The 26,316-nt window shown below is 63.7% G+C and carries 21 protein-coding genes; 10 read left to right on the top strand and 11 right to left on the bottom strand.

Going from position 1 to position 26,316, the window contains the following annotated elements:
* Positions 1 to 20: 20 nt before the first annotated feature.
* Complete coding sequence (locus E3T47_RS04195; RefSeq protein WP_198416585.1) at positions 21 to 407, bottom strand: HesB/IscA family protein; 387 nt, start codon at positions 405 to 407, stop codon at positions 21 to 23.
* A 154-nt stretch (positions 408 to 561) separates the two neighbouring features.
* Positions 562 to 2,025 (bottom strand): dipeptidase, encoded by a 1,464-nt coding sequence (locus tag E3T47_RS04190; RefSeq protein ID WP_134554576.1) that lies wholly within the window; start codon positions 2,023 to 2,025, stop codon positions 562 to 564.
* A 38-nt stretch (positions 2,026 to 2,063) separates the two neighbouring features.
* Here E3T47_RS04190 and E3T47_RS04185 point away from each other — a divergent pair, with 38 nt between their 5' ends.
* A complete protein-coding gene (locus E3T47_RS04185) occupies positions 2,064 to 2,657 on the top strand; it encodes a DUF3043 domain-containing protein (RefSeq protein ID WP_134554574.1) in 594 nt (197 codons plus the stop codon).
* 65 nt (positions 2,658 to 2,722) lie between these two features.
* Here the strand turns inward: E3T47_RS04185 and E3T47_RS04180 are convergent, their stop codons facing one another.
* Positions 2,723 to 3,883, bottom strand: coding sequence for an alkaline phosphatase family protein (locus tag E3T47_RS04180; RefSeq protein ID WP_241981925.1), 1,161 nt, complete (start codon positions 3,881 to 3,883; stop codon positions 2,723 to 2,725).
* Positions 3,884 to 4,000: 117 nt separating this feature from the next.
* On the opposite strand from E3T47_RS04180, the gene E3T47_RS04175 reads away from it, so the two are divergent.
* On the top strand, positions 4,001 to 6,493 hold the full coding sequence (locus tag E3T47_RS04175) for a DNA gyrase/topoisomerase IV subunit A (protein ID WP_422386471.1): 2,493 nt from the start codon (positions 4,001 to 4,003) through the stop codon (positions 6,491 to 6,493).
* A gap of 187 nt (positions 6,494 to 6,680) precedes the next feature.
* Here the strand turns inward: E3T47_RS04175 and E3T47_RS04170 are convergent, their stop codons facing one another.
* A complete protein-coding gene (locus tag E3T47_RS04170) occupies positions 6,681 to 8,759 on the bottom strand; it encodes a DNA gyrase/topoisomerase IV subunit B (protein WP_174844633.1) in 2,079 nt (692 codons plus the stop codon).
* Positions 8,760 to 8,943: 184 nt separating this feature from the next.
* On the opposite strand from E3T47_RS04170, the gene E3T47_RS04165 reads away from it, so the two are divergent.
* Positions 8,944 to 9,195 (top strand): DUF7455 domain-containing protein, encoded by a 252-nt coding sequence (locus E3T47_RS04165; protein WP_166805609.1) that lies wholly within the window; start codon positions 8,944 to 8,946, stop codon positions 9,193 to 9,195.
* A 73-nt stretch (positions 9,196 to 9,268) separates the two neighbouring features.
* Here E3T47_RS04165 and E3T47_RS04160 read toward each other — a convergent pair whose 3' ends face one another.
* From E3T47_RS04160 to E3T47_RS04140, 5 genes are all read right to left on the bottom strand, one after another.
* Complete coding sequence (locus tag E3T47_RS04160; protein WP_134554572.1) at positions 9,269 to 10,027, bottom strand: type 1 glutamine amidotransferase; 759 nt, start codon at positions 10,025 to 10,027, stop codon at positions 9,269 to 9,271.
* The gene (locus E3T47_RS04155) at positions 10,024 to 11,301 is read right to left on the bottom strand and encodes a MurT ligase domain-containing protein (RefSeq protein WP_134554570.1); all 1,278 of its coding nucleotides are present in this window, start codon (positions 11,299 to 11,301) and stop codon (positions 10,024 to 10,026) included. Before E3T47_RS04155 ends, E3T47_RS04160 begins: the two co-directional genes overlap by 4 nt.
* A 44-nt stretch (positions 11,302 to 11,345) precedes the next feature.
* Positions 11,346 to 12,614, bottom strand: a complete 1,269-nt coding sequence (locus tag E3T47_RS04150; RefSeq protein WP_241981923.1) for an RNA polymerase sigma factor — start codon at positions 12,612 to 12,614, stop codon at positions 11,346 to 11,348.
* A 200-nt stretch (positions 12,615 to 12,814) separates the two neighbouring features.
* Positions 12,815 to 14,143 (bottom strand): MFS transporter, encoded by a 1,329-nt coding sequence (locus E3T47_RS04145; RefSeq protein ID WP_134554566.1) that lies wholly within the window; start codon positions 14,141 to 14,143, stop codon positions 12,815 to 12,817.
* Positions 14,144 to 14,217: 74 nt separating this feature from the next.
* Positions 14,218 to 15,141 (bottom strand): proteasome assembly chaperone family protein, encoded by a 924-nt coding sequence (locus E3T47_RS04140; protein ID WP_134554564.1) that lies wholly within the window; start codon positions 15,139 to 15,141, stop codon positions 14,218 to 14,220.
* A 113-nt stretch (positions 15,142 to 15,254) separates the two neighbouring features.
* Between E3T47_RS04140 and E3T47_RS04135 the strand changes: the two genes are divergently transcribed.
* The 3 genes from E3T47_RS04135 to E3T47_RS04125 all read left to right on the top strand — a co-directional run bounded on the left by E3T47_RS04135 (position 15,255) and on the right by E3T47_RS04125 (position 19,688).
* Positions 15,255 to 16,748, top strand: coding sequence for a leucyl aminopeptidase (locus E3T47_RS04135; RefSeq protein WP_134554562.1), 1,494 nt, complete (start codon positions 15,255 to 15,257; stop codon positions 16,746 to 16,748).
* Between the two features lie 100 nt (positions 16,749 to 16,848).
* A complete protein-coding gene (gene lpdA / locus E3T47_RS04130) occupies positions 16,849 to 18,222 on the top strand; it encodes a dihydrolipoyl dehydrogenase (protein ID WP_134554560.1) in 1,374 nt (457 codons plus the stop codon).
* 62 nt (positions 18,223 to 18,284) lie between these two features.
* A complete protein-coding gene (locus E3T47_RS04125; protein ID WP_134554558.1) occupies positions 18,285 to 19,688 on the top strand; it encodes a 2-oxo acid dehydrogenase subunit E2 in 1,404 nt (467 codons plus the stop codon).
* Positions 19,689 to 19,731: 43 nt separating this feature from the next.
* Here E3T47_RS04125 and E3T47_RS04120 read toward each other — a convergent pair whose 3' ends face one another.
* A complete protein-coding gene (locus E3T47_RS04120) occupies positions 19,732 to 21,513 on the bottom strand; it encodes a protein kinase domain-containing protein (protein ID WP_241981966.1) in 1,782 nt (593 codons plus the stop codon).
* A 271-nt stretch (positions 21,514 to 21,784) separates the two neighbouring features.
* On the opposite strand from E3T47_RS04120, the gene lipB reads away from it, so the two are divergent.
* From lipB to E3T47_RS04105, 3 genes are read left to right on the top strand one after another with little or no spacing between them, the layout of a single operon-like run.
* A complete protein-coding gene (gene lipB / locus E3T47_RS04115) occupies positions 21,785 to 22,480 on the top strand; it encodes a lipoyl(octanoyl) transferase LipB (protein WP_134554554.1) in 696 nt (231 codons plus the stop codon).
* The gene (gene lipA / locus E3T47_RS04110) at positions 22,477 to 23,466 is read left to right on the top strand and encodes a lipoyl synthase (protein WP_134554552.1); all 990 of its coding nucleotides are present in this window, start codon (positions 22,477 to 22,479) and stop codon (positions 23,464 to 23,466) included. Before lipB ends, lipA begins: the two co-directional genes overlap by 4 nt.
* 48 nt (positions 23,467 to 23,514) lie before the next feature.
* A complete protein-coding gene (locus E3T47_RS04105) occupies positions 23,515 to 24,222 on the top strand; it encodes a DUF4191 domain-containing protein (protein WP_134554550.1) in 708 nt (235 codons plus the stop codon).
* Positions 24,223 to 24,290: 68 nt separating this feature from the next.
* On the opposite strand, the gene E3T47_RS04100 is transcribed toward E3T47_RS04105, so the two are convergent.
* The gene (locus E3T47_RS04100) at positions 24,291 to 24,719 is read right to left on the bottom strand and encodes an RDD family protein (RefSeq protein ID WP_134554549.1); all 429 of its coding nucleotides are present in this window, start codon (positions 24,717 to 24,719) and stop codon (positions 24,291 to 24,293) included.
* A 144-nt stretch (positions 24,720 to 24,863) separates the two neighbouring features.
* Between E3T47_RS04100 and glnA the strand changes: the two genes are divergently transcribed.
* Positions 24,864 to 26,288 (top strand): type I glutamate--ammonia ligase, encoded by a 1,425-nt coding sequence (glnA, locus tag E3T47_RS04095; RefSeq protein WP_134554547.1) that lies wholly within the window; start codon positions 24,864 to 24,866, stop codon positions 26,286 to 26,288.
* The last annotated feature ends 28 nt before the right edge of the window (positions 26,289 to 26,316 follow it).

The following is a 26,316-nucleotide window of genomic DNA, read 5'->3' as shown; positions in this document are numbered from 1 at the left end:
AATGCGGCCGCTAACCGGTGCTAGTGGAATGAATCACCACAGGCGCAGCTGCCGCCGGCGTTGGGGTTGTCGATGGTAAAGCCCTGCTTCTCGATCGTGTCCTCGAAGTTGATCGAGGCACCGTCGAGGTAGGGGACACTCATCTTGTCGACGACGACCCCGACGCCATCGAAATCGACGAGGGCGTCGCCGTCGAGAACGCGCTCGTCGAAGTAGAGCTGGTAGATCAGGCCGGAGCAACCGCCGGGCTGCACGGCGACGCGAAGGCGGAGGTCCTCACGGCCTTCCTGGGTTAGCAGGCTGCGCACCTTGAGGGCGGCAGCCTCCGTGAGTCCGACGCCATGGGCGGTAGCCGGGGCGTGCACGGCGTCAGCAGTGCTGACGGTTTCGGTCATGGTGTCGGTCATGCTTCTCCTCGGTTCACGCAATTACGCACGGTTGCGATCTCATGCATTGCGGTCTCTACTAATTCTACCTTCGACAACCCGAATGTCGACATGGACATTCCCAACGTGTCACATTGCACCTGAGGGTTGGCTGTCGAGTGGGTACCTGGGCGGGTCAGTGGGTGGTGCGCCCGTTCAGTCTGCCGAGCAGGAAAGCCTCGCTAAGAACGGCGCGTTTGAAGACGCCCAGGTGCAGGGATTCGTTCGGACTGTGCGCCCGGGAATCTGGATCCTCCACTCCAGTGACCAGGATCTGTGCTGCCGGGAAGGTGCGCACGAGGTCGGCGATGAAGGGGATGGATCCACCGACACCGATATCGACCGGCGGCACGCCCCAGGCATCCGTCATGGCGGAGCGCGCTTCGGCCACGGCCCACCCGCTGGTGTCAACCAGAAAGGGCTCTCCGGTATCCACGTCGTCGATCTCGACAACCGCGCCGAATGGCGCATTTTGCAGCAGGTGCGCCTCTATCGCTGCGGCAGCCTCGATGGCGGATTGGCCGGGGGCGATGCGCGTACTGATCCGAACGGTCACCGTCGGGGTGAGTGTGTTGGAGGCGGTGTCGACGGTCGGCGCGTCGATGCCGGTCACGGTCAGCGCCGGCTGGTACCAGATCCGGCTCAGGATAGAACCGTGGCCGATCGGAGTGACTCCCGGCAGCAGACCAGTTTCCGCACGCAGTTGCTGTTCGGAATAGTCGGGGGTGGGCATCTCCATGCTGGTCAGGCCCGCCACAGCGATTGAGCCGTCCGCGTGGTAGAGCGTGGCCAACAGCTTGATGGTGACGAGCATGGCATCGGGTACCGCTCCCCCGTACATTCCGGAGTGCGAGGCGTGAGCCAGGGTGCGCACCGTCAAACGCAGGGTGACATTGCCGCGCAGCGCCGTGGTGATGGCGGGCGTGTTGATGTCCCAGTTGTTCGAATCGGCCACGACGATCACGTCGCCACGCAGGGCCTCCCGGTTTTCGTCCAGGAAGGTCGCAAAGGAGCGGCTGCCGAATTCTTCCTCCCCCTCGATGAACAGGGCGATCCCCAAATCAAAGTCAGCACCGACGGCCGCAACGAGGGCGCGGATTGAGGCGACGTGCGCCATGACGCCAGCCTTGTCGTCGGCCGCGCCGCGCCCGTAGAGTCGGTCACCGCGCACGGTCGGGGTAAAGGGATCGGATTCCCAATCGTCGTCTCTGCCGGGGGGCTGCACGTCGTGGTGGGCGTAGAGCAGAACGGTCGGGCGGCCGTTGCGCGCCGGGCGCGAGGCCAGGACCGCTGGCTGGCCCAGCTCGGGGTCGCCGCCAGCGCTGGCCGGCACGATGCTCGCTTGCACGATCTCGACCGATTCAAACACGTCGAGCTCTCGCACCAGCGCGGCGACGGCCTCTGCGCTCACGGCAACCTGCGCCGGGTCGAACGCCGCCCACGACACCGAGGGGATACGCACCAGTGCACACAGGTCGGCGATGGTGGTGGGGAAGCCCAATTCGACTGCGGCGCGGAGGGCTGCCCGGGCCTCTGAACCGGTGTCGGAGCGAAGCGTAGGGCCGTCGGAACGTGAATTTGTCTGTGGGTTACCAGTCATACGGGTAATCTTAAGGCACCCAATTGCAAGGATTTGATGTGGCCAAGCCTCCCGTAAACCCCGACGCCCAGCCGTCGATAGAAAGTTCCGACGAGACCGCAGCACGCCTCGGCCTCACGCACAACGTGGGTAAGGGTCAGGCGACCCCCACCCGGAAGAAGCAGGAAGCGGCCAACAAGCGCCCGCTCGTTCCGGATGATCGTAAGCTCGCCGCAAAGCAGGCGCGCGCGAAGTCAACGGCTGCGCGCGACGTCGCCCGCGCCGGCATGGCCGCCGGAATCGACAAGTATCTGCCGCTGCGTGAACGCGGCCTGCAGAAACGCTACGCACGTGACTATGTCGACGCTCGATTCAACGTCGGCGAGCTGATGATTCCAATCATGTTCCTGGTCATTCTTCTCACCACGATTCCGAGCATTGACGTCTACGCGATTTTCGCGCTCTGGGCCTTCTTCATCCTCGCTGTCATCGACTGCGTCGTGCTCGGCTTCATCCTCACCAAAAAGATCGAGGCGAAGTTCGGCGCCGATAAGGCCGAACGCATCCGCTGGTATGCGGCCATGCGCGCGCTGCAGCTTCGTCCGATGCGCCTGCCCAAGCCGCAGGTGAAGCGCCGGCAGTACCCGGTCTAGGGCCGCAAGGGCCGTTCCGATCGTTCCGCTGCTGTTCCAGCGCCGGAACGATCAGCGCCAGCCTGTCATCTCTCGAAGGCGCCTGCGCGGATCAGCGGTACACGCACTTCCTCATCGGTAAGGGAGCCGTGCTGTCCGATCATGCCGCGGGCTTTCTGGTTTGCCGGCCGGGAATCGTAATAGGCGATGGACTTGCGGGCAGCGATGAGCACGTCGCCGATGCGCGGCAGGACCTCGGCGGCCACCCGGCCGTACAGGCCGGCGGCGACAGCTTCGGCACGGGTGTAGACCCAGGCGCGGTCCCCCTGGGACGTACGCCAGGCATCCGCCAGCGTGTCGGCGGCGCTCGAGTCAGACCCGGCCTCGGCCTGCTGCGAATCCAGATACAGCTGCACGCAGCGCGGGTCCCCCGCTATGTGGCGCACTCCGGTAACGAGCGCGGGTTCGGTATCGAACAAAACGTGTCTGGTGCTCGGCACATCGATGACACCGTGATCTGCGGTGAGCAGGAGTCCCTCGTCGGAGCGCAGGGTGGAGGCAAAGCGGGTCAGTTCGGAGTCAAGGCTTTCGAGTTGGGCCAGCCACCGGTCGGATTCCCACCCGTGCGCGTGCGCGGCGACGTCGAGCTCGGCCACGTAAAGGTAGATCAAAGCCGACGGGTTTTCCGAGAGAATGCTGCGCGCGGCCGCGAATCGCTCCGCCACCTTCTCGGCCGGCACATACTGGGCCCCGCGCAGGACGGCCTGGGTGAAGCCAGAGCCAATGAACCGTTTGGGACCGATGGCAAAACTCGGCACGTTCTCGTCGCCGGCACGGTCGAAGACGGTGCGGGACCGCTGCCAGGTTGCTGGCTGCATACCGTCGTCCCAGCCGGTGAGTTGGTTCACCACCCTGTCATGGGCACGGTCGAGCACCTGGTAGCCGACCAGGCCGTGCTGGCCCGGTTCGACTCCGGTGGTCAGGGTAGCGATTCCTGCGGCCGTCGTGGCGGGGAATACACCGTCGATGATGCTGGATTTGTTCAGGCGGGACGACAAGAATCGGGCGTGCCCGGCCCTGGCCCGGATCGAGCTGACGCCGAGCCCATCGGCCAGAATCACGACCGCTTTGCGCACGGCAGGGAGCCCCAGCGGATTCGGCCGGGCGCAAACGGCATCGAGGGAACTGGTGAGAACATCGGCAAGGCGCAGGGCACTGAATTGGCGGGCCGGTAGCATGGTGGGCATCGGGTCTCATTCTTTCACAGGGCGGAACCCGAGCCCTCCAGCGCTCCGCAGGCGCTCCCTACGTAGTGCAGCGTGACCGGTTCGATCGGTTATTGCCGCACGCTTGAAGCAGAATTCATGATGAGCCGCTCAGACAACACCCCACCAGCCGCCAGTACCGCCAGCACCGAACGCATCGAAGACGTTGATGTGTCGGTGGAGATGCAGGGCTCCTTTCTCGAGTACGCCTATTCGGTGATCTACTCCCGGGCGTTGCCCGACGCGCGGGACGGCTTGAAACCCGTGCAGCGGCGCATCCTGTACCAGATGAGCGAAATGGGGCTGCGCCCGGACAAAGGCCACGTGAAGAGCGCCCGTGTCGTGGGGGAAGTAATGGGCAAGCTGCACCCCCACGGGGACACCGCCATCTATGACGCCCTCGTACGCATGGCCCAGTCGTTCTCGCTCCGGGTGCCACTCATCGACGGGCATGGAAACTTCGGCTCGCTCGATGACGGGCCAGCCGCGCCGCGTTACACGGAAGCCCGACTCGCGCCGCCAGCGCTGGCGATGACCGAGAATCTCGACGAGGACGTCGTCGATTTCGTGCCCAATTACGACAATCAGCTCACCCAGCCCGACGTATTGCCGGCGGCCTACCCCAACCTGCTCGTCAACGGCACGAGCGGCATCGCCGTCGGTATGGCGACGAACATGGCCCCGCACAATTTAATCGAGGTGGTCGGTGCCGCCCGGCACCTGCTGGCCCACCCGAACGCGAGTCTCGACGACGTCATGGAGTTCGTGCCGGGGCCCGACCTGCCCACCGGTGGCACGATCGTGGGCCTGACCGGGATCAAGGACGCGTACAGTACCGGCCGTGGCAGCTTCAAGACCCGCGCCCGCGTCTCGATCGAGGCGATCACCGCCCGCAAAACCGGACTCGTCGTGACCGAACTCCCCTACCTGGTCGGTCCGGAAAAGGTGATCGAGAAGATCAAGGACGGCGTGAACTCCAAGAAACTCAGCGGCATTTCGGACGTCACCGACCTCACCGACCGCACCAAGGGCCTGCGCCTCGTCATCGGCATCAAGACCGGGTTCAGCCCGGATGCCGTGCTCGAGCAGCTCTACCGATACACCCCCTTGGAAGAGTCCTTTAACATCAACGCTGTCGCCCTCGTCAACGGCGCCCCGCAGACCCTCGGCTTGCTCGAACTACTGCACGTCTACGTCGACCATCGCATCGAGGTCGTCACCCGTCGCTCGGCCTATCGGCTGGCCCGGCGCAAAGAGCGGTTGCACCTCGTACTCGGTCTGCTCGTTGCGATTCTCGACATCGACGAGGTCATCCAGGTTATTCGGGCCAGCGACGACACCGAGCAAGCCCGTGCCAGACTCATCGATGTGTTCGACCTGAGCCAGATCCAGGCCGAGTACATTCTCGAACTTCGGTTGCGACGTTTGACGAAGTTCTCTCGAATCGATCTTGAATCCGAACGCGACCAGTTGCTCGCCGAGATCGCGCAACTCGAAAAGCTCTTGTCGTCCAAGCCGGCTATCCGCACGCTCGTGTCGGAAGAACTGGGCGCAGTAGCCGACAAGTTCGGCACCCCGCGGCGCACGGTGCTTACCGAGGCGAAGCCGAGTATCGCGGGCTTGTCGGCGGCTGCCGCCAAACGTCAGGCCGCGGTGCTCGAAGTGCAGGATATTCCCACCCGGGTCTTCCTGAGCGTGACCGGGCGCATTGCCCGCGTCGACCTGGTCACGGTCGACGACGCTGTACCGCCTCGCATCCAGCCACCCCAGCGGCGGAGCAAGCATGACGCCGTGCTGTCGACGCTGGACACAACGAGTCGTACCGAGGTGGGCGTGGTGACCAACCGTGGCCGGCTCATCCGCTTCTCTCCCGTCGACCTGCCGGTGATGCCGCCGACGTCGATTCAGCTCGCCGCTGGCGTACGCATCAGTGAGTACCTGGTGCTGCCCGATAAGAAGGAACGCGTTCTCGCGATCGTCTCGCTCGACTCCGATCGGGCAATCGCACTGGGAACCCGGCAGGGCGTCGTGAAACGCGTCGTGCCGAATGACTGGGCGAACAAGCCGGACTTCGAGATCATCGCGCTCAAAGCCACGGACGAGGTGGTCGGTGCTGTGCAGGGCGCCGAGGACGACGACCTGGTCTTCATCACCTCGGATGCGCAGCTGTTGCGTTTCACCGCTGTCGGCGTGCGGCCTCAGGGGCGGGCGGCAGGCGGCATGGCCGGCATCAAGCTGACTCCGGGCGAAACGGTCGTGTTCTTCACGAGTTTGTCTCCCGACGACGTCGAGACGGCCGTTGTGGCTACGGTAGCGGCGAGCAACCAGACCTTGTTGGGTACCGATCCGGGCAGCGCCAAGCAGAGCGACTACTCGGAATACCCGGCCAAGGGGCGGGCGACGGGCGGGGTGCGCGCCCAGCGTTTCCTCAAGGGTGAAGACACCCTGGCGGTGGCCTGGGTCGGCCGTGCCCCGGCTCGTGCCGTCGGACCGGACGGCACACCACGCGCCCTGCCGGAGTCGGGCTCTCGCCGTGATGCCTCCGGTGTCATGCTCGACGCGATGATTGGTGCTATCGGCGCCGAAATCTAGTACGTCGGGAGTACCTGTAGGCCGGAACCGCCCCGACTCGTGGCTGATTCACGAAAAACTATGGATGCGTCTCTCCGGGTACGTAAACAAGGCGGAACGGCAGCGTCACCGATACGCATATCCTGAATCAGCCCCGCTGCGGGGCTGGCGACCGGCCTCTCAACCGCCCACCCGGAAGGCAGTCCATCTAGACGTCTATGCGGTCGCGGGACAGCTTGTCGGAGCTGTCGATGATGAACTCCTTGCGCGGGGCAACGTCGTTGCCCATCAGCAACTCGAACACCTTCCCGGCAGACTCGGCATCGTCGACCCGCACCCGCCGCAGGGTGCGGTGGGCTCGTTCCATGGTCGTGGTCGCGAGCTGGTCGGCATCCATTTCACCGAGGCCCTTGTACCGCTGAATCGGGTCCTGATAACGGCGGTTCTTCTTCTCAAGCGCACTCAGGACCGAGTGCAGTTCGGTTTCCGAGTAGGTGTAGATGGTCTCGTTGGGTTTACTGCCCGGGTTCATGACGATGACCCGGTGCAGGGGCGGCACGGCGGCGAACACGCGACCCTCGGTGATCATCGGACGCATGTACCGGAAGAACAGCGTGAGGAGCAGGGTGCGAATGTGAGCACCGTCCACATCGGCGTCGCTCATGATGATGACCTTGCCGTAGCGAGCCGCCGAAAGGTCGAAGCTGCGCCCGGAGCCGGCCCCGATCACCTGGATGATCGAGGCACACTCCGTGTTGGATAGCATGTCCGAAACGGATGCCTTCTGCACGTTGAGGATCTTGCCACGAATCGGCAGCAGCGCCTGGTGCTCGCTGTCGCGGGCGAGTTTGGCCGTGCCGAGGGCCGAGTCCCCCTCGACGATGAACAGCTCGCTCGTTGACACATCGTTGCTGCGACAGTCGACCAGCTTCGCCGGCAGGGACGAACTTTCCAGAGCGTTCTTGCGTCGCTGGGTTTCCTTATGCGCCCGAGCGGAAATTCGGGACTTCATCTCGGCGACGATCTTGTCGAGCAGCAGCGCCGACTGCGTCTTATCGTCCCGTTTCGGCGAGGCGTACCGATCAGCCATGGCCGTGGCGACAACATTCGCGACGATTGCGCGCACCGCCGGGGTTCCGAGCACCTCCTTGGTCTGACCCTCGAACTGCGGTTCGGGCAGGCGCACGGTGAGCACCGCGGTGAGCCCGGCCATCACATCGTCCTTGTCGAGTTTGTCGCTGCCCACCTTGAGTCGACGGGCGTTGAGGTCGACCTGGCCGCGCAGGAATTTCAGCAGTCCGGCATCGAAGCCGGCCTGGTGGGTGCCGCCCTTGGGAGTGGCGATGATGTTGACGAAGCTTTGCACGATTGTGTCGTAGCCAGTGCCCCAGCGCAGGGCGATGTCCACCTGGCAGTCGCGCACGAGCTCGGTCGGCACCATGGCGCCCTTGTCGGTGAGCACGGGCACGGTCTCGCTGAAGGTACCGCTGCCGGTCAGTCGCCAGGTATCGGTGATCGGGGCATCCGTGGCTAGGTGTTCGACGAACTCGGAGATGCCGCCGTCGAACTGGAACAGGTTGGTCACCGGCTCGTCGGTGCGTCGATCGGCGACCTCGATGGCGAGCCCCGGCACGAGGAAGGCCGTCTGGCGGGCGCGGTTCAGCACCTCGTCGGTTTGGAAAGTTGCGCCCTTGGTGAAGATTTGGCGGTCGGCCCAGTAGCGGATGCGGGTTCCGGTTAGGCCGCGTTTCACCTTGCCGATCACCCGCAACTCGCTCTGGTTCTCGAAGGGGGTGAACGGGGCATCGGGGCTCTTGTCTCCCGAATCAGCGAACAGGCCAGGTTCGCCGCGGTGGAAGGACATGGCCCAGGTCTTACCGTCGCGGTCGACCTCGACGTCGAGCCGCTCGGAGAGGGCGTTGACGACGGATGCTCCCACTCCGTGCAGCCCGCCCGACACGGCGTAGGATCCGCTGCCGAACTTTCCGCCGGCGTGCAGCTTGGTGAACACGACCTCAACGCCGGTCAGGCCGGTCTTGGGTTCGATGTCGACCGGGATTCCGCGGGCGGTGTCGCGCACTTCGACGCTCTGATCGGGATGCAGCTCGATGTGGATACTCGCGCCGTGCCCACCGAGAGCCTCGTCGACGGAGTTGTCGATGATCTCCCAGAGGCAGTGCATCAGGCCGCGCGAGTCGGTGGAACCGATGTACATGCCGGGGCGTTTGCGCACTGCCTCCAGTCCCTCAAGGACTGACAGGTGGCGTGCGGAATAGTCAGAGCTCACAACGATCAAGAATACCGGCCCCGACCGGCGATCCTTCGCGCCAGCCCGACTAGTCGCGAGTCGACGTACGGCATGACGCGGCTACGCGGTAAGCGAAATACCGGCCGTTCATCTCGTCAATGGTCCCCCGGCGTGTTTACATTGAGTCAACGGGAAATTGAAATTCAGTCTGGAGGAGGAGAATATGTCCCAGATCGCCACCGAAAATGGTGCTGTAGACAACGGTGCTGGAAACAAGCAGGGCGCCCCCCACCAGCTCACCGCAGCCGACCGCTGCGACGCTTGCGGCGCCCAGGCCTACATTCGTGTTGTCGTCAAGAACAGCGAACTGTTGTTCTGCGCCCACCACGGTCGAAAGCACCAAGAAAAGCTCGCGAGCATCGCCGAGAGCTGGCACGACGAGTCAAGTCGACTGCTGGAAGACCAGCGCTCCTAGCTGCTGTTCGAGTTGAGGGCGCTGGTAGGCGGCTGGCTTCGGCCAGCCGCCCACTTTTGTTAAGCAGCTCATGCTATTCGGCGTTCTGGCCCAAGCGAACGGCGACTTCGTTGCGCGCGGCCTGTGCTGTCGCATCGGCGCTGTCCGCCCGGACGCCGCGAGCATACTCGAGTCCATGGCGGCTGAACGCCGCCCGCAGCAGGTGATCCGCGAGCGCGGGATTGCGCGCGAGCACGGGTCCGTGCAGGTGCGTGCAAAACACCTCCCCCATGATCAGCCCCTCGATCTGCGGGCCGGATGATCGCGTACCGTTTCCACTGCCATAGAGCACCCGTCCGAGCGGGCTGGCTTCGGCGCCGACATAGTCACGCGCGTGGTTCTCGAAGCCGATAAGCCGGCCATATTTCGAGATAATGATGATGTCGTCGGTAGCGCGGGTCTTTCGAGGCACGGCCTGGCCGGCAACGAGGCCGAGACCCTCGAGCACGGTGCCGTCGGAAAGGTCGATGCCCCAGCTCAACAATTCCCAGCCGGTACCAACCGCCAGGATGGGAACGCCGGAGTTGGACCAGACGCGCAATTCCTCGACCAGGGTGCGCAGCGCATCCCGGGCCGGGATGAGCGCAGCGTCCGTTCCTGAACCGATGGATACGGCGTCGACCTGCTCGGGAAGGTCCGCGCGGGAGTGCACGTCGACGACTTGGGCGTCGTGACCGCTCCAGCGAATGCGCTGGGCGAGTACCCGGGCGTTGCCGGCATCTCCGTTCGTATTGAGCAGGCGGGGCAGCAGCGAGATGACTGTGAACGGCCGCCCCGGTAAAGTGGCGGTCATACCGGATCCTCAGCGTTGGAGACGAGGCGGAGATGTGCGCGAGTGCGACGCATGCCGTCGGCCGAGAAGATGATGGTCTTCACCCCGGACGTGGGATCTGGCAAGGCCAGGAATGCGTCGAGGGCCGTCGGCACATCGGGTTCGATGCAATCCACTCGAACGTTGTCGTAGGCGAGCTGCAGGGCGATATCGTGCGCCTTCAGGCCCGAGGCGATGAGTACGTGGTCCAGGCGGGAGGTGTCCACCGGCCAGAAGTAAGACGGGTCTCGAACGTCGGAGCCGATGATCACCAGGATTTGCTCCGTGCCGTCTTCCAGGCTGTCGACGTTGAGCTGGAAACTCGACGGGTTTTGGACCAGCACGAACTCGATGGTCTTACCGCCAACTGTGACGACCTCACCGCGACCGAAAACGGCCGGCATAGCCGACAGCGCCGCACAGGCGATGGTGGGATCGAAGCCGTCGCCGAGAGTCGCCTGGGCCGTACTCAACGCGGTCAAAGCGTCGACGGCATAGTGGATGCCGCGCGCCGGCAGCCGAATGCTGTGGCTGTCCGCGCCAAATTCCACCGTGGCGTCACGGCCGACCACGCGGGTGAGCTGAAGGCCGGTGCCGGTCGGCAGCCTATTCGCTGCGGTTTCGGCGTAACCGAGTCCGCGGGGATACTGGCCCAGCACTTCGGCGGTCACTCCGTAGCGGGCGACACCCACCGTGCTGTCAAGGCTGGAGCCGAGATCGGTGAGGTAACGGTCATCGGCGTTGAGTACTACCGTCTCCGTCGCGCGCGCGGCGATCTTTCCGAGCAGGACGGCGACCATTTCCGAATCGTGGAACCTGTCGATCTGGTCGACCATGACGTTGGTGAGGGCGACGACTCGCGGAGTCAGCGACCCTGCGATGAACGCGCCATGTCCTTCGTCCATTTCGAGCACAGCAACATCACCAGCGATCTGCCCGGACAAGCTGACCCGTTCCAGCAGAGCGCTGGTCAGCCCCTGGCTGATGTTCGCCGTCGACTGGTTGGTAAACACGGTCAGGCCGTGAGCGCGCAACACGGCGACGAGCATCTTGGTCGTCGTAGATTTACCGCTGGATCCCGTGACGATGACGAGCCCGAGGGGAAACCCGTTGAGGGTCGTTGCGAGAAAGCCAGGGGCGATGCGGTTGACCACAACCCCGGGGATGGCAGAGCCACCTCCGGGCTTACGCCAACGCGCCAGTACCCGAACGGCCCGCCCGAGGAGAATCGCCGGAGCGTACCGGACGGAAGTCACGAAACCGCGCTTCGAAAGCCGAGCGGGTTCTGTCACTGCCACGTTTACTCGAGGTAGTCGCGCAGGGACTGCGACCGGGACGGGTGACGAAGCTTGGCCATCGTCTTGGACTCAATCTGGCGGATGCGCTCGCGCGTTACGCCGAAGGTGTCTCCGATCTGGTCCAGTGTTTTCGGCATACCGTCACCGAGGCCAAAGCGCATGCGAATCACGCCGGCTTCCCGCTCCGAGAGCGAGTCGAGCAGGCTTTCCAACTGCTTCTGCAGCATGGTGAAGCCCACCGCATCCGCCGGGACGACGGCTTCCGTGTCTTCAATGAGGTCGCCGAATTCGCTGTCACCGTCTTCACCGAGCGGCGTGTGCAGCGAGATCGGTTCGCGCCCGTACTTCTGTACTTCGACGACCTTCTCTGGCGTCATGTCGAGTTCGCGGCTGAGTTCTTCCGGCGTGGGTTCGCGACCGAGATCCTGCAGCATCTGGCGCTGCACGCGGGCGAGCTTGTTGATGACCTCGACCATATGCACGGGAATACGAATGGTGCGGGCCTGATCGGCCATGGCTCGGGTGATGGCTTGGCGAATCCACCAGGTGGCGTACGTGCTGAACTTAAAGCCCTTCGTGTAGTCGAACTTTTCGACGGCACGAATGAGGCCGAGGTTACCCTCCTGAATCAAGTCGAGGAACTGCATTCCACGGCCGGTGTACCGCTTGGCGAGAGACACGACGAGGCGCAGGTTTGCACCGAGGAGGTGACTTTTGGCCCTGGCACCGTCTTTCGCGACCCACTGCAGCTCACGGCCAAGGGGATTCTTCTTCTCGACGTCGGTCATCTCCGAGAGCTTGTCTTCGGCGAACAGGCCGGCCTCGATGCGCATCGCCAGTTCGACCTCTTCGGCCGCATTCAGCAGTGCGACCTTGCCGATCTGTTTAAGGTAATCCTTGACCGGGTCGGCCGTGGCGCCGGTGATGGCGCTGGAGTAGACCGGAACCTCGTCGTCGTCGTCGACGAGCGAGAGCACGAGTGCTCCGCTGGGGAGCGGTTCCGTCGAGGTCGTGCGCTTGGTGCTGTCGTCGTCCAAGTCGTCCTCGTCGGCTTCAGAACCGGCGTCCACGTCGGCGTCGTCATCTTTCTTGACGACCTTTGCCTTCGTGACACGTTTCTTCGGGGCCGGCTTCTCGACAGCAGCTGCGGACTTCTTCGTCGCTGCGGCAGCTTTAGCGGCTGTGGCCTTTGTGACAATCTTTTTGACCGCCGGTACTGCGGGAGTCGTGACAGACTCGTCGGTCACCTCGGTCTTGGCGGTGGTTACCATTCGAACACCTCTCATGCGGAGTCTTACCTGCTTTTGGGAGCCAGAACGGAGCCAGAAGCGTTTTTGGGCAGAACTTGGACCCATGTCAAGTCCCGGGATGTCCACACCAAATTGAATTCGGCATGCCCCGGACCAGAACGGGTCCTAAGTTCAATTATTGCACGGTTTGTCTGCACGACAAGCCACGGCCCGTACTACCCTCAGTGGTCACGCTTTTTCCAAGCGCGTGATAGTGCAACCCAGATCGGTGCGACTTCTATTCCCTCATCGCGGGAGAGCTGGCGCCGAGTTCGCCGCCTGGCGTGCACCAGAAAGCCAACGCCGATGCCGACGATGACGTATTGCACCGCGAACGCCGCTCGGAAGGCGTCGAGCGCATACAGGTCGCTGGTCGCCCCTCCGGCCACACGCCAACCGTTTTGCAGATCGAGCAGTAACCCGATCAGGTACATCATGACGAAGCTCGCCGTGAAGCCACCCACGTTGACGACGCCGTTTGCCGACCCCAGGCTGCGCTGCGGGTTGAACGTGCGCGCGAAGTCGAAACCGATGAGGGAGCCGGGCCCGCCAATGCCGAGCACCACCAGCAACAGCACGATCGTCCAAAGCGGTGGAACACCAGGCCAGAGCAACACGATAGCCCAGGCGGCACCGATTCCTGTCACAATGCCGAGCACGATGTTGCTCCGGCGCAGGGGGTGGCGTGCCGTCAGCAGGCCGAGGATCGGGCCGAAAACGAGTCCGGTGCCGACCAGCACGGTGAGCATCCCCGCGGCGAACGCTGGTTCGTAGCCGAGGCCGAAGACCATGAACGGATAGCCCCAGAGCAAGCTGAAGACCGTTCCGGACGACTGTGTCACGTAGTGTGACCAGAATCCGAGCTGGGTTCCTGGGCGTCGAAAGCTGTGTCGCAGCTGGGTCAGTGCCATGCCGAGGCTGTTGGTGCGTGCGTGCTCGATGACGTCCCTTGGCCGGTCCTGCACGAAAATAGTGACCACGATAAGGGCGATAACTGCCACGGATGCGGCCGACAGAAAAGCTGGCGTCCAGCCGCTCGCATGCAGCAACCAGGCCAGGGGCACCGCGGAGAGAACCTGGCCGAGTTGCCCGATGTTGCCCATCCACTGGGACAACAGCGGAACGATGCGACCGCTGAACCAGGAGCTGATGAGGCGGATCATTGAGATGAAGATCGTCGCATCGCCCGCGCCAACGAGAATGCGTCCGATGACGGCGATCGTGATATCCGGTGCAAGGGCCAGAGTGATTTGGCCAATGATCATAAGCGCAGTACCGGTGATCATGAGCACCCGCGGACCGTAGCGGTCGACCAACACTCCGACCGGAATCTGCGCGGCGGCGTACACGATGAGTTGAACGACGGCCAGACTGGAGAGAATGGCGGCTGACCCTCCGAATCTTTCCGCGGCTGCCACCCCGGCGATCCCCATTGAGGTGCGCTGCAAGACGGCCGACAGGTACGCGAACGACCCAATGATAAAGATCAGGGTGGATCGACGAGAGTTCACTCGATCCAATCTATCGCGCTCTCTTCACCGATGGCTCAAGCCGTTCAACAGCGCTCTGCTACGCCGCACTGGTGCTAATGGGCGGCCCCGTCGTCACGACTGCGACGCAAAGCAAGGAAATTCTCGAGTTCGGCGGCGATTTCATCAGCCGATGGCAGTTCACCGTCTTCGTCGGTGAGTGGCGACCGCAGTGGGCTGCCCTCCATATAGGCGTCGTATCGCTGCTCCAGGGTGCCAACGAGCTTGGCCAGTTCGGGGTTGCTCTGTACCTGGTCATCGATTCGTGCAACGAATTCGCGATTGGCCTCACGCAAGCGATCGGTCGGAAAGATCAAGCCGGTCGACGCGCTCGTACTCTCGAGGGCGGCCAGGGCGGCCGCAGGAAACTCGGTGTCGCCCAGATAGTGCGGAATGAGCAACACGTATCCGACGGTCGATGCGCCTCGTTCCTGCAGACGGAATTCCAGAAGGTGCAGTATGTTGGCCGCCACCTGCGTGTGCGGCCGCCACACCGACCGATTCTCGATGAGGTCGGAACGATTGCCGCTGACCGTCACGCCGACCGGACGCGTGTGTGGCACCGGCATCGGGATGGCATGCACCCAGGTCGTCGAGGCGACGGTGAATCGATCGACAAGCTGCAGCATGGCAGCAGTGAACTGCTCCCAGCGAAAGTCAGGCTCGAAGCCGGTCAGGAACAGAAACGGCTGCCCAATCTCGTCGCGGGCGAGGTACAGGCGTAGCGATGGAGGTTGGTAGTTGGTGAGGTGATCCTGATCGAAGTAGATGATCGGGCGCCTGGCCCGGTAATCGAGCAGGGCGTCGGTGTCGAACGACGCCACCTCTGTGTGATCCAGCGTGGTCAGGAGGTAGTCGGTGAATTGCGCGACCGCACCGCCGGCATCCGCGAAGCCGGTCAGGCCCATGACGAGATGCAATCCTTCCGGAACGCCATCGGCGTCAGGGGTAAGTTCGTACAACTCCGTGGGGTCCAGCATTCCTCAACTCTAATCCGGAGGCCCCGATCGTGTTGTGTTTACGAGCTTTCAGCTTCGCGCCCAGAGCGAACAGGCGCGAACAGCGCAAACGCAGCCACGGCTAGCATCGTTTTATGACCGTTCCCACACTGTCCCTGTCCACCGAGTCCGCGGGTGACTCAGCCGCGGACATTCTCATCCTCGCGTCACTTCAAACGGATGACGGGGCGCGGCTGCTCGCCGACGTCACGCTCGGTGAGGCCCTCTTCGCGTCGGTGGCGGCCCAACTGCCGCTGCTGGACGTGACCGGCGCACGTGATGAGGTGGTGCGCCTCGTGACCACGATCGGCACCCCGCGCAGCATCGCCGTGGTCGGGCTCGGACGCCAGATCAGCACCGATACCCTCCGCCGCGCGGCCGGTTCAGCCGTTCGCCAGCTAACCGGTGCAGCCTCGGTCGCTTTCGCGGTTCCACTGACCAGCGCCGAGCAGGTGGAGGCCGTACTCGAAGGCGCTGCTCTCGGCGGCTACTCGTACTCGACCTACCGGCACAGCTCGCTGGCCGATGCGAAGCTGCCGGCCCGGAGCGTCGTCGTGCACACCACAACCCCTGCGGCATCCGCTGTGGAGCGCGCCCTAGTCAGCGCGGAGGCGATCCGCCTGGTGAAGGACCTCGTGAATATGCCACCACTCGACCTCTACCCGGCGTCGCTCGCCAATCTCGCGGTCGAGGCTGCGCGAGACCTGCCGATAGATGTGACCGTCTGGGACGAACATCAGCTCGCCGCCGACGGGTTCGGCGGCATCGCTGGGGTCGGAGCCGGATCGACCCGACCGCCGCGCCTGGTCAAGCTCAGCTACACCCCGACCGGAGCCGGTAAGCACCTCGCCCTCGTCGGTAAGGGCATCACGTTCGACACCGGTGGACTTTCGCTTAAACCACCGGCATCGATGGTCGGCATGAAATACGACATGACCGGTGCCGCCACGGTGCTCGCCGTGGTGGTGGCTGCCGCAAGGCTTCAGCTGCCGGTGCGCATCACCGCATGGATGTGCATCGCCGAGAACATGCCGTCGGGTTCGGCCATTCGCCCCAATGACGTGCTGCGAATGCGCGGAGGACGCACTGTCGAGGTGCTCAACACGGATGCCGAGGGTCGCCTCGTGCTCGCCGACGGCCTCGTCGCTGCCGCTGAGGAACACCCAGACGCCATCATCGACGTTGCCACCCTGACCGGCGCCGCCGTGGTTGCCTTGGGCACCCGGTATTTTGCCACCATGGGCGATGACGCTCTCGTTCAACAGGTGCTCGCGGCCAGCGCCGCGGTCGGCGAGGCCGCCTGGCCGATGCCGTTCCCGGACGAGTTGCGCGTCACTCTCAATTCCGATGTCGCCGACATCGCCAACGCAAAAATCGGCAGCACGGCCGGCGGAATGCTCCTGGCTGGGATCTTTCTGCGGGAGTTCATCGGAACGGATACCGCGGGCCGGACGATTCCGTGGGCTCACCTCGACATTGCCGGGCCGGCCCAGAACTCCGGAGCCGGCTGGGGATTCACCGCTGCCGGACCGACCGGCGTGTCCGTTCGGTCACTCCTTCGACTGGCCGAGGACTTTTCACGCCCGTAGTACAGTCGGAGAGGCAAGAAAAAGCTTGTCAAACCACGCGGCCGATCAGCACAATATGTCAGTCGTCGTGACAAAGGGTAATGCGCGAGGGAGTAGCTGAGTGTCGGAACAGAATTTTGACATTGTCGTTCTCGGTGGCGGAAGCGGTGGATACGCAGCAGCGCTGCGGGCCGTGCAGCTGGGATTCACCGTTGGTCTGATCGAGAAGGGCAAACTCGGCGGCACCTGCCTGCACGTCGGTTGCATTCCGACCAAGGCCCTCCTGCACTCGGCCGAGGTCGCGGACGTCAGCCGTGAAGCCGCCAAATACGGCGTCAAGACCGCGTTCGATGGCATCGATATGGCCGCCGTCACTGCGTTCCGCGAGGGTATCGTAGCGAGCAAGTACAAGGGACTGCAGGGCCTGATCAAGGCTCGCGGGATCACCGTGATCGAGGGCGAAGGCCATTTGATCTCCCCCACCACCGTTCGAGTTGGCGAAGACCTGATCGTCGGCAAGAACGTGATCCTTGCCACGGGTTCCTACTCACGCTCGCTCCCCGGGCTCGAGATCGGCGGGCGCGTCATCACGAGTGAGACCGCACTCGCCTTGGACTACGTTCCGAAGAAGGTTGCAGTGCTCGGCGGCGGCGTCATCGGCGTCGAGTTCGCCAGCGTCTGGAAGTCCTTCGGCGCCGATGTCACGATCATCGAAGCACTCCCGCACCTCGTGCCCAACGAGGAGGAGTCGATCTCCAAGCAGTTCGAGCGGGCGTTCCGCAAGCGCGGTATCGAGTTCTCCCTCGGCATCCGCTTTCAGAGTGTCACGCAGTCCGACTCGGGCGTTGTCGTCACCCTGGAGAACGGTACGACCGTTGAGGCCGATATTCTGCTCGTGGCCGTCGGCCGCGGCCCGGTCACCGCGGGTCTCGGTTACGACGAGGTCGGCGTCACCATGGACCGCGGGTTCGTCATTACCGACGAGCGCCTCGCCACGAACCTCCCTGGCGTCTACGCCGTGGGCGACATCGTTCCCGGACTTCAGCTCGCGCACCGCGGTTTTCAGCAGGGCATCTTCGTCGCCGAAGAAATCGCCGGGCTGAACCCGATCATCGTCGAGGACTTGAACATCCCCAAGGTCACCTACTCTGACCCCGAAGTCGCCTCCGTCGGTTACAGCGAAGCCAAAGCCGCCGACAAGTTCGGTGCTGACCAGATTTCCACCTATGAGTACAACCTCGGCGGAAACGGCAAGAGTTCCATTCTCGGCACCGCCGGTTCGGTCAAGCTCGTGCGGGTCAAGGACGGCCCCATCGTGGGAATCCACATGATCGGCGCCCGTGTTGGCGAGCTCATCGGCGAAGGCCAGCTTGTGGTGAACTGGGAAGCGTACCCGGAGGACATCACTCCGTTCCTGCACGCGCACCCGACGCAGAATGAAGCGATGGGTGAGGCTTTCCTGGCTCTCGCCGGCAAACCGCTTCACGCGATGTAGCCGGATCCCACCATTTTCATCCAATTTTCAGATAAGCAAACGGTTTTGAAGGAGACATACGCATGAGCGAATCCGTCAGCCTCCCGGCACTCGGAGAGAGTGTCACAGAGGGCACGGTCACCCGCTGGCTCAAGAACGTGGGCGACCGCGTGGAGGTCGACGAGCCATTGCTCGAGGTATCGACCGACAAGGTGGACACGGAAATCCCGTCCCCGGTCGCCGGCATCATCGAGGCCATCCTGGTGCAGGAAGACGAGACCGTCGAGGTCGGCACCCCGCTCGTCACCATCGGCGATGGATCCGGCGCTGCCGCACCCGTCGCCGAGGCGCCGGTCGCTGAGACACCCGTCGCCGAGGCGCCGGCACCGGTTGCAGCCCCCGCACCCGTCGCAGCACCGGTTGCAGCCCCCGCACCCGTCGCAGCACCGGTTGCAGCCCCCGCACCCGTCGCAGCACCGGTTGCAGCCCCCGCACCCGTCGCAGCACCAGCTCCCGTCGCCCCTGCCCCCGCGCCCGCTGCGCCCGTCGCGGCACCGTCACCGGCTGCGGCCGTTCCCGCAGCTCGTGGCTCCCACGCCGGTACTAGTGGATATGTCACACCGATCGTGCGCAAGCTCGCAAACGAGGCCGGCGTCGACCTGTCGACGATCAGCGGCACCGGAGTGGGCGGACGCATCCGCAAGGAAGATATCGTGCAGGCCGCCTCGGCTGTCGGCACGGCCGCAGCCGCACCGGTGGTCGAGGTGTCGCCGCTGCGCGGCACCACCCAGCCGATGTCGCGTTTGCGCAAGGTCGTCGCGGAGCGGGCCGTCATCTCGATGCAGTCATCCGCTCAGCTCACCACCGTGGTCGAGGTCGACGTCACCCGCGTTGCCATGCTGCGCGACCGGGTCAAGGGTGTGTTCGCTGAGAAGACCGGCAACAAGCTCTCGTTCCTGCCATTTTTTGCTCTCGCTGCCGCTGAGGCTCTTCGTGCCGTCCCGATCGTGAACGCCACGATCGAGGGCGACACCATCGTGTACCCGGCCCAAGAGAACATCAGCATTGCCGTCGACACCGAGCGTGGCCTACTGACCCCGGTCGTGCGCAATGCCGGGGAACTCAACCTGGCTGGCTTTGCCGCCCAGATTGCCGACCTCGCCGCTCGCACCCGGGACAACAAGCTCAAGCCTGACGAACTCAGTGGTGGAACGTTCACGCTGACCAACACTGGTTCGCGCGGCGCGCTGTTCGACACGCCCGTCGTCTTTCTACCGCAGAGTGCCATTCTCGGCACTGGGATCGTGTACAAGAAGCCGCTCGTCGTCACCACCGACGGTCTGGACTCCATCGCTATCCGGTCGAGCGTGTATCTCGCGCTGTCCTACGACCACCGCATCATCGACGGCGCGGACGCAGCCCGCTTCCTCACGACGATGAAGGCACGTCTTGAAGCCGGAGCGTTCGAGGGCAACCTCGGCATCTGACAGCTCCACTTGATCGGTCGTGCGTAGTCGACTCTGCGGCAGTTCAGTAGTCGAAAATCTCACGGAGACGCCAGCCGCCCTCGCCCTTGACCACAAGGACCGAGGCCGGCTGGCCTTTTTCTTTACCCGGTATCGGGGCCAACACGACGACGGCAAGGTCGCCGGTTCGTTCCGCCAACGCCGGCAGATATCCCACGTAGTCAGCTAGGTCTCGGCCGGATCCGCCCTGCTGACGTTCGCGTGCGTCGTAGCTGTCTAGCGTCAGCATGGCCGAACCGGTCTGATCCACACCAATGAGACAGATCAGGGAGGCCGCCGCCAGGCAGGAGGACCGACGGCCAAGGAGTGCCACGACCGCCGCTACCGGGTCATCGCCCGCAATCGCCGCCTGGGTCTCAGTATCAGATTGATGCGGGACTGGGGGCTCGTCACCCGGGTCAGTGGAGGTGTCGTCCGCGCCAGCGACATCCGTTGCGAGATCGGCTGATGGCGACATTTGAGCTATTGGTATCTCAGCGGTCCCAGCCGTGCCATCGGCACCTGCAGTCCGGGCCGTCCCGGCTTCACCGGCACGCCCCGGCACCGGAAACAGGGACAGGGCGAGCACCAGCAATCCGGCGCCGACGAGAGCCGCCACCAGCAGGGGCCGTTGGTGACCGTGGAGTCGCTTACGCAGCGCGTGTCCGGCGGCTTTGAGCGGATGGGAGTCGGCCACCGAACCGGCGACCGAGTCCACCGCGGTCGCGAACGCGCGACCGCGCCGCGCCTTCCGCTGCAGGTCCTGCAGGACATCCCTGCCCCGCCCGGAAAGCGCGCGGAGAGCTGTGCCGACTTGACCGCCACGCCCGCGCGGCAGCGCACGGTCGAATTCGCCGTCGGATTCGCTGTCGAAGCCGGATCTATCAAAATCGTCGGTGGTGTTGGCGGTGACATCGTCAGCGAATCCGTTGTCACCGGCTGTCACAATTGGGTCAACACCATGCGAGATGAGCAGGGTACGCCAGCGCCGGCCACCGTCAAACTGCGGGGCAGCCGTTTCCATTGCGGTGTCCTCGTGGAGCAGCGCGTTCACCGCGGCCCGGGTAGCGTGTTGAAAACCTCGAAGAGGTTCGGCGTCGGCCCAGTCGAAAAGATCGTGCTCGAACACCTCCAGGACCGAACCGATGGACGCACCGCCGTCGGCTCGCTCTGCCCCGGGTGGATTTTGATGCGGGTGTATGGCGCCCTGGAACCGTCTGAGGAGCACTGCCGCGCTGGCACAATGCGAATCCGATGGGTCTAGAAAGTCACACAGGGTTGCCAGCACGGTGCCCAGTCGTTCGTAATCGTCTCGGAGCTGCCCGAGCCGTTCGCGGGGCAGATTGCTGACATGCGAAACGGCACCGAAACCGGTCAGCACGGCACGGCCGTTCGCGTCGAGCAGAATGGTGGCCTGACTCACGCCGCCATGTGTGAACCCGCCCGTGTGCATGGCGTGCAGTGCAACGGTGATTGGCGCCAAAAGTGTCACGATCTCCCCGGGTGACAGGCGGGGGTGGTTGACGAGGTATCCGGCGAGGGACCCCCCGGTGAGTCGTTCCATGACCAGGCAGATGCGACCATCGCCAAGCTGCGCGACGTCGAGCAAACGCACGAGCCCCGACGCTGCCGCCGACGTCAGCACGGCGATATCAAGCTCGATGCTCGCCGGCTCGGTGTCGGCTTTAAACACTTTCAGCGCCACCGTGCTCCCGTCACCCGAATGACCCAGGTACACCGCTGCTCGAGCCCCCAAACCGAGTAACCGGATCACACGGTGTCCGGCGACGACGCCATCTGTGTGCATCGCACCCGCAGCCGCAGCTTCGCTGCGTGGCGGGGCGTGCTCGCTGCGGCGAGGACGTAGCCAGGCCATATCGTCGACCGAAACCAGGGGTCGTTCAGCGCGTCTTCTCACTCGACCATGATCAGGCAGTAGCCCCGTGGGCCGAGCCGCGGACGCCGCGTTCGTGCAGAGCAAGAGCGACGCGCTGCGGTGGAGGAGCCGACGCATGCGCGCTCGGGCCGCCCCGTGCCCACTGCGCCCATTGGACCTACCCTGCCCCTATACTGTGCAGATGCTCGACTTTGTCGTCGCGGGGCTAAGCGCCAACCCCGTGCCGTATGTTGAGGGCCTTGAGCTCCAACGCGCAGTCCATCGTTCCGTCGTCGCCCGAGAGCGCCCAGACACCGTCCTCCTGCTGGAGCATCCGGCCGTGTACACCGCCGGAAAGCGCACCCTGCCCGAGGAACGCCCGATTGACGACACGCCGGTCATCGACGTCGACCGAGGTGGCAAAATCACCTGGCACGGCCCCGGCCAGCTTGTCGGCTATCCGATCTTGCACCTGCAGGAACCCGTCGACGTCGTCGGCTACGTTCGATCCCTCGAAGGCATCCTGATCGAGGTTCTGATTGAATTCGGGATCGATGCCGTGCGAGTGGCCGGACGCTCCGGGGTGTGGGTTGGGGAGGCCGGTCACGAAGACAAGATCGCCGCCATTGGCATTCGGGTCGCCCAAGGTGTGACCATGCACGGTTTTGCCCTCAATTGCAGCAACTCTCTCGAACCCTATTCCCGCATCATCGCCTGCGGAATCCGCGACGCCGGGGTGACCACAATGTCCCGCGTGCTCGGGCGCACCGTCGACCCGAACGAATTGATCGAACCCATTACGGCGGCCTTTCGTCGCTCCACGAATCTGAACCCCGTGAGCAGGCCTTCGGCCAACACCACCCAGGCCAGCCTCGACACCGTCAGGACAAACTCATGAGCGCAGTACCCGAAGGCCGCAAACTCCTGCGCCTGGAAATCCGCAACGCGGAAACCCCGATCGAACGCAAGCCGTCCTGGATCAAGACGGTCGCCCGGATGGGTCCGGAATATCAAAAACTGCAGAGCCTGGTCAAGAGCGAAAATTTGCACACCGTCTGCCAGGAGGCGGGCTGTCCGAACATTTTCGAATGCTGGGAAGACCGCGAAGCGACCTTCCTGATCGGTGGCTCGCAGTGCACCAGACGGTGCGACTTCTGTCAGATCGACACCGGAAAGCCAGCCGACTATGACACGGATGAACCGCGTCGCGTCGGCGAATCCGTTGTGTCCATGAACCTGCGCTATGCCACCGTGACCGGTGTCGCCCGCGATGACCTGCCCGATGAGGGCGCCTGGCTCTACGCGGAAACGATCCGCCAGATCCATCAGCAGAGCCCCGGAACCGGCGTGGAGATTCTCGTGCCGGACTTCTCCGGCAACCCGGAGCACCTCGCCCAGGTCTTCGATGCCAGACCGGAGGTTTTCGCTCACAATGTGGAAACCGTTCCACGCATCTTCAAGCGCATCCGCCCGGCATTTCGGTATGACCGGTCACTCGACGTGCTCACCCAGGGCCGCAAGGCCGGAATGATAACGAAGTCCAACCTGATCCTTGGTATGGGTGAGGAACGCGCCGAGATCACCCAGGCGCTGCACGACCTGCACGAGGCTGGCACCGACATCATCACGATCACGCAGTACCTGCGCCCGAGCGCCCGTCATCTGCCGGTGGCCCGTTGGGTACGTCCGGAAGAATTCGTCGAGCTCAACGAGGAAGCGAAGGAGATCGGCTTTCTCGGCGTGCTGTCCGGACCGCTCGTGCGCTCGTCCTATCGTGCGGGTCGGCTGTGGGCCCAGTCGATGGTCGCGACCGGACGGGAAATCCCCGCCGAATTGCGCCAGTTGGCGGATGCCCAGCTCGGGTTCGCGCAGGCCGCCTCGTAATGCGAATTCGGTCACGCGGCATTCGAGTGACTGGGTAGTCTTGTACCCATGGCACGCAGCAAGGAAAAGACCCCCAAAAAACCAAAACAGCCCGGCCGCTTGAAGCAAATGTGGCAGGTTTTCCAGATGACGAGACGCTACGACTCGAACATCGTCTGGATCCTGGTTTTGGCCTTCCTCATACCCGTTCTGATCAGCCTGGCACTGGCCCTGCTGATACCAGGCAGCAACGTTTTTACGATGGTGCTCTGGATCGTCGCCGGCGTACTCGCCGGTATCCTGGCGATGCTCATCATCCTCGGCCGTCGCGCCGAGAAGGCTGCCTATTCGCAGATCGAGGGCCAGCCCGGAGCCGTCGGTGCAGTCTTGCGCAGCTCGCTCAAACGGGGCTGGGTGGGCAGTGAAATGCCGGTGGCCGTCAACGGCAAGACGCAGGATGCGGTTTACCGTGCTGTCGGCCGCGGCGGTGTCGTGCTGATCAGCGAGGGTCCCAAGACGCGCACGACCCGTATGCTCGACGAAGAAAAGCGCAAAATTGTGCGCATCGGCGGAAACGTCGGCGTGACGGTCATCTCGGTCGGACCGGACGACGACGCCGTACCACTGCACAAGCTGGCACGCCGCCTGACTAGGATCAAGCCGACGCTCACCAAGGCCGAGGTGCTCGCTGTGAACAACCGCCTCAACTCCATGGGCACGAAACTCCCCATTCCCAAGGGCGTCGACCCGATGAAAGCGCGGCCGCAGCGCGGCTGACCAAAAGCAGGGGGAGATGAAGGGCCGAAACTCACAGCGTTTCGGCCCTATCTCGTTCTTGCAGGAGGCTATCGGCGGATGAGGGCCGTACCCGCGACCTTGTCATGGAAGCCGCGTTGGTCGGAGTCCCAGACCAGTGCGGGAAGCGCAATCCCCAGGAGAACCGAGCGTACGATCGGACGCCACGGTCCGATCCACCCGCCGTGGATGGAGATAACCCGCAGTCCGACCAGCCGATGGCCCAGACTTGCTCCGATCGTGGGAATGAAGACGATCTGCAGTATGACGAAAATGATCAGGTTGGCGGCCGGATCGTAGTTGAAGAAGATCGCCGAGACTCCGATGGCGATCGCCCAGTCGATGGCGAAGCCGAGCAGTCGTCGCCCAGGCCGGCCGATGGAACTGGGCCCGAACCGGGGCAAGCCGAGGCGCTCCCCCGGCCATTTACTGGGAGGAAGCTGACCAAAAGTGTTCGGGCGGGAGTTGGAGTCTGGCACCCGATGAGTCTACCGATGGGGCCTCCCTGTAACATGGGCGAAACATAAGCGTCACGGACAAGTAACGCAGCGCTACTAATCTCAATGAAGCCGATGTGTCCGATTCGGCCGTTTTCACGCCCTCGTCGTCTGGAGTTATTCCGCATGTTCCGCGATTCGTCCGAAGTGCTCAAATTCATCAAAGACACAGACGTCAAGTTTCTTGACATCCGTTTCACCGATCTCCCCGGTGTGCAGCAGCACTTCAACATTCCGGCATCCACCGTCGACGAAGAGTTCTTCACCGTTGGCCAAATGTTTGATGGTTCCTCGATCCGCGGTTTCGCGTCGATCCACGAATCCGACATGCAGCTCATCCCCGACGTCTCCACGGCGTACATCGATGCCTTCCGCACCGAGCGCACCCTGATCATGCTGTTCGACATTTACAACCCGCGCAACGGCGAGATCTACTCCAAGGACCCGCGCCAGGTAGCCAAGAAGGCCGAAAAGTACCTCGCCTCCACCGGCATCGGCGACACCGCGTTCTTCGGTTCCGAAGCCGAATTCTATATCTTCGACGATGTACGCTACGAAGTGAACCAGCACACGAGCTTCTACTCTGTGGACTCCAGTGAAGGCGCCTGGAACTCCGGCAAGAAAGAAGAGGGTGGAAACCTCGCCAACAAGACGCCGTTCAAGGGCGGCTACTTTCCGGTTAGCCCGGTCGACCAGCACGTCGACATGCGCGACGACATCTGCCTCAAACTCATCGAAGCGGGCCTCATCCTCGAACGCAGTCACCACGAGGTAGGTACCGGCGGCCAGGGTGAGATCAACTACAAGTTCGATACCATGGTGCACGCGGCCGACGACCTGCTGAAATTCAAGTACATCGTCAAAAACACGGCCCACGATTGGGGCAAGACCGCGACCTTCATGCCCAAGCCCCTGTTCGGCGACAACGGTTCCGGTATGCACACACACCAGTCCCTGTGGGCCGACGGCAAGCCGTTGTTCTACGACGAGGCCGGCTATGGCGGACTCTCGGACGTGGCCCGTTGGTACATCGGAGGCCTGCTGAAGCATGCCCCGGCCGTTCTCGCTTTCACGAACCCCACGGTCAACTCGTACCACCGTCTCGTTCCCGGTTTCGAAGCCCCGGTCAACCTGGTCTACTCGGCCGGTAACCGCTCGGCCTCGATTCGCATCCCGATCACGGGAACCAATCCGAAGGCAAAGCGCCTCGAGTTCCGCGCTCCCGACGCGTCCGGTAACCCGTATCTCGCGTTCGCCGCGCAGCTCATGGCCGGCCTCGACGGTATCAAGAACCGCATTGAGCCGCACGAGCCCATCGACAAGGACCTCTACGAGTTGCCGCCGGAAGAAGCCAAGAACATCCCCCAGGTTCCCGCGTCACTCGAGGAGGCCCTGCAGGCCCTCGAAGCCGACCACGACTTCCTGCTTGCCGGAAACGTGTTCACACCCGAGCTGATCGAGACCTGGATCGAGTACAAGCGCGAAAACGAGATCAAGCCGCTCGCCCAGCGTCCGCACCCGTTCGAGTTCGAGCTCTACTACGGCGTCTAGGCCATAGCGAACACAGGAAAGGGACCGC

It is taken from the genome of Cryobacterium ruanii (assembly GCF_004404055.1).
GTDB lineage: Bacteria > Actinomycetota > Actinomycetes > Actinomycetales > Microbacteriaceae > Cryobacterium > Cryobacterium ruanii.
This window is presented reverse-complemented; position numbering and strand designations above follow the sequence as displayed.

Coding starts and splice junctions, on each gene's coding strand:
- E3T47_RS04195 (WP_198416585.1), bottom strand. CDS start 407: ATGACCGACACCATGACCGAAACCGTCAGCACTGCTGACGCCGTGCAC.
- E3T47_RS04190 (WP_134554576.1), bottom strand. CDS start 2,025: ATGACTGGTAACCCACAGACAAATTCACGTTCCGACGGCCCTACGCTT.
- E3T47_RS04180 (WP_241981925.1), bottom strand. CDS start 3,883: ATGCCCACCATGCTACCGGCCCGCCAATTCAGTGCCCTGCGCCTTGCC.
- E3T47_RS04175 (WP_422386471.1), top strand. CDS start 4,001: ATGATGAGCCGCTCAGACAACACCCCACCAGCCGCCAGTACCGCCAGC.
- E3T47_RS04165 (WP_166805609.1), top strand. CDS start 8,944: ATGTCCCAGATCGCCACCGAAAATGGTGCTGTAGACAACGGTGCTGGA.
- E3T47_RS04160 (WP_134554572.1), bottom strand. CDS start 10,027: ATGACCGCCACTTTACCGGGGCGGCCGTTCACAGTCATCTCGCTGCTG.
- E3T47_RS04150 (WP_241981923.1), bottom strand. CDS start 12,614: ATGGTAACCACCGCCAAGACCGAGGTGACCGACGAGTCTGTCACGACT.
- E3T47_RS04140 (WP_134554564.1), bottom strand. CDS start 15,141: ATGCTGGACCCCACGGAGTTGTACGAACTTACCCCTGACGCCGATGGC.
- E3T47_RS04135 (WP_134554562.1), top strand. CDS start 15,255: ATGACCGTTCCCACACTGTCCCTGTCCACCGAGTCCGCGGGTGACTCA.
- E3T47_RS04125 (WP_134554558.1), top strand. CDS start 18,285: ATGAGCGAATCCGTCAGCCTCCCGGCACTCGGAGAGAGTGTCACAGAG.
- E3T47_RS04120 (WP_241981966.1), bottom strand. CDS start 21,513: ATGCACACAGATGGCGTCGTCGCCGGACACCGTGTGATCCGGTTACTC.
- lipB (WP_134554554.1), top strand. CDS start 21,785: ATGCTCGACTTTGTCGTCGCGGGGCTAAGCGCCAACCCCGTGCCGTAT.
- lipA (WP_134554552.1), top strand. CDS start 22,477: ATGAGCGCAGTACCCGAAGGCCGCAAACTCCTGCGCCTGGAAATCCGC.
- E3T47_RS04105 (WP_134554550.1), top strand. CDS start 23,515: ATGGCACGCAGCAAGGAAAAGACCCCCAAAAAACCAAAACAGCCCGGC.
- glnA (WP_134554547.1), top strand. CDS start 24,864: ATGTTCCGCGATTCGTCCGAAGTGCTCAAATTCATCAAAGACACAGAC.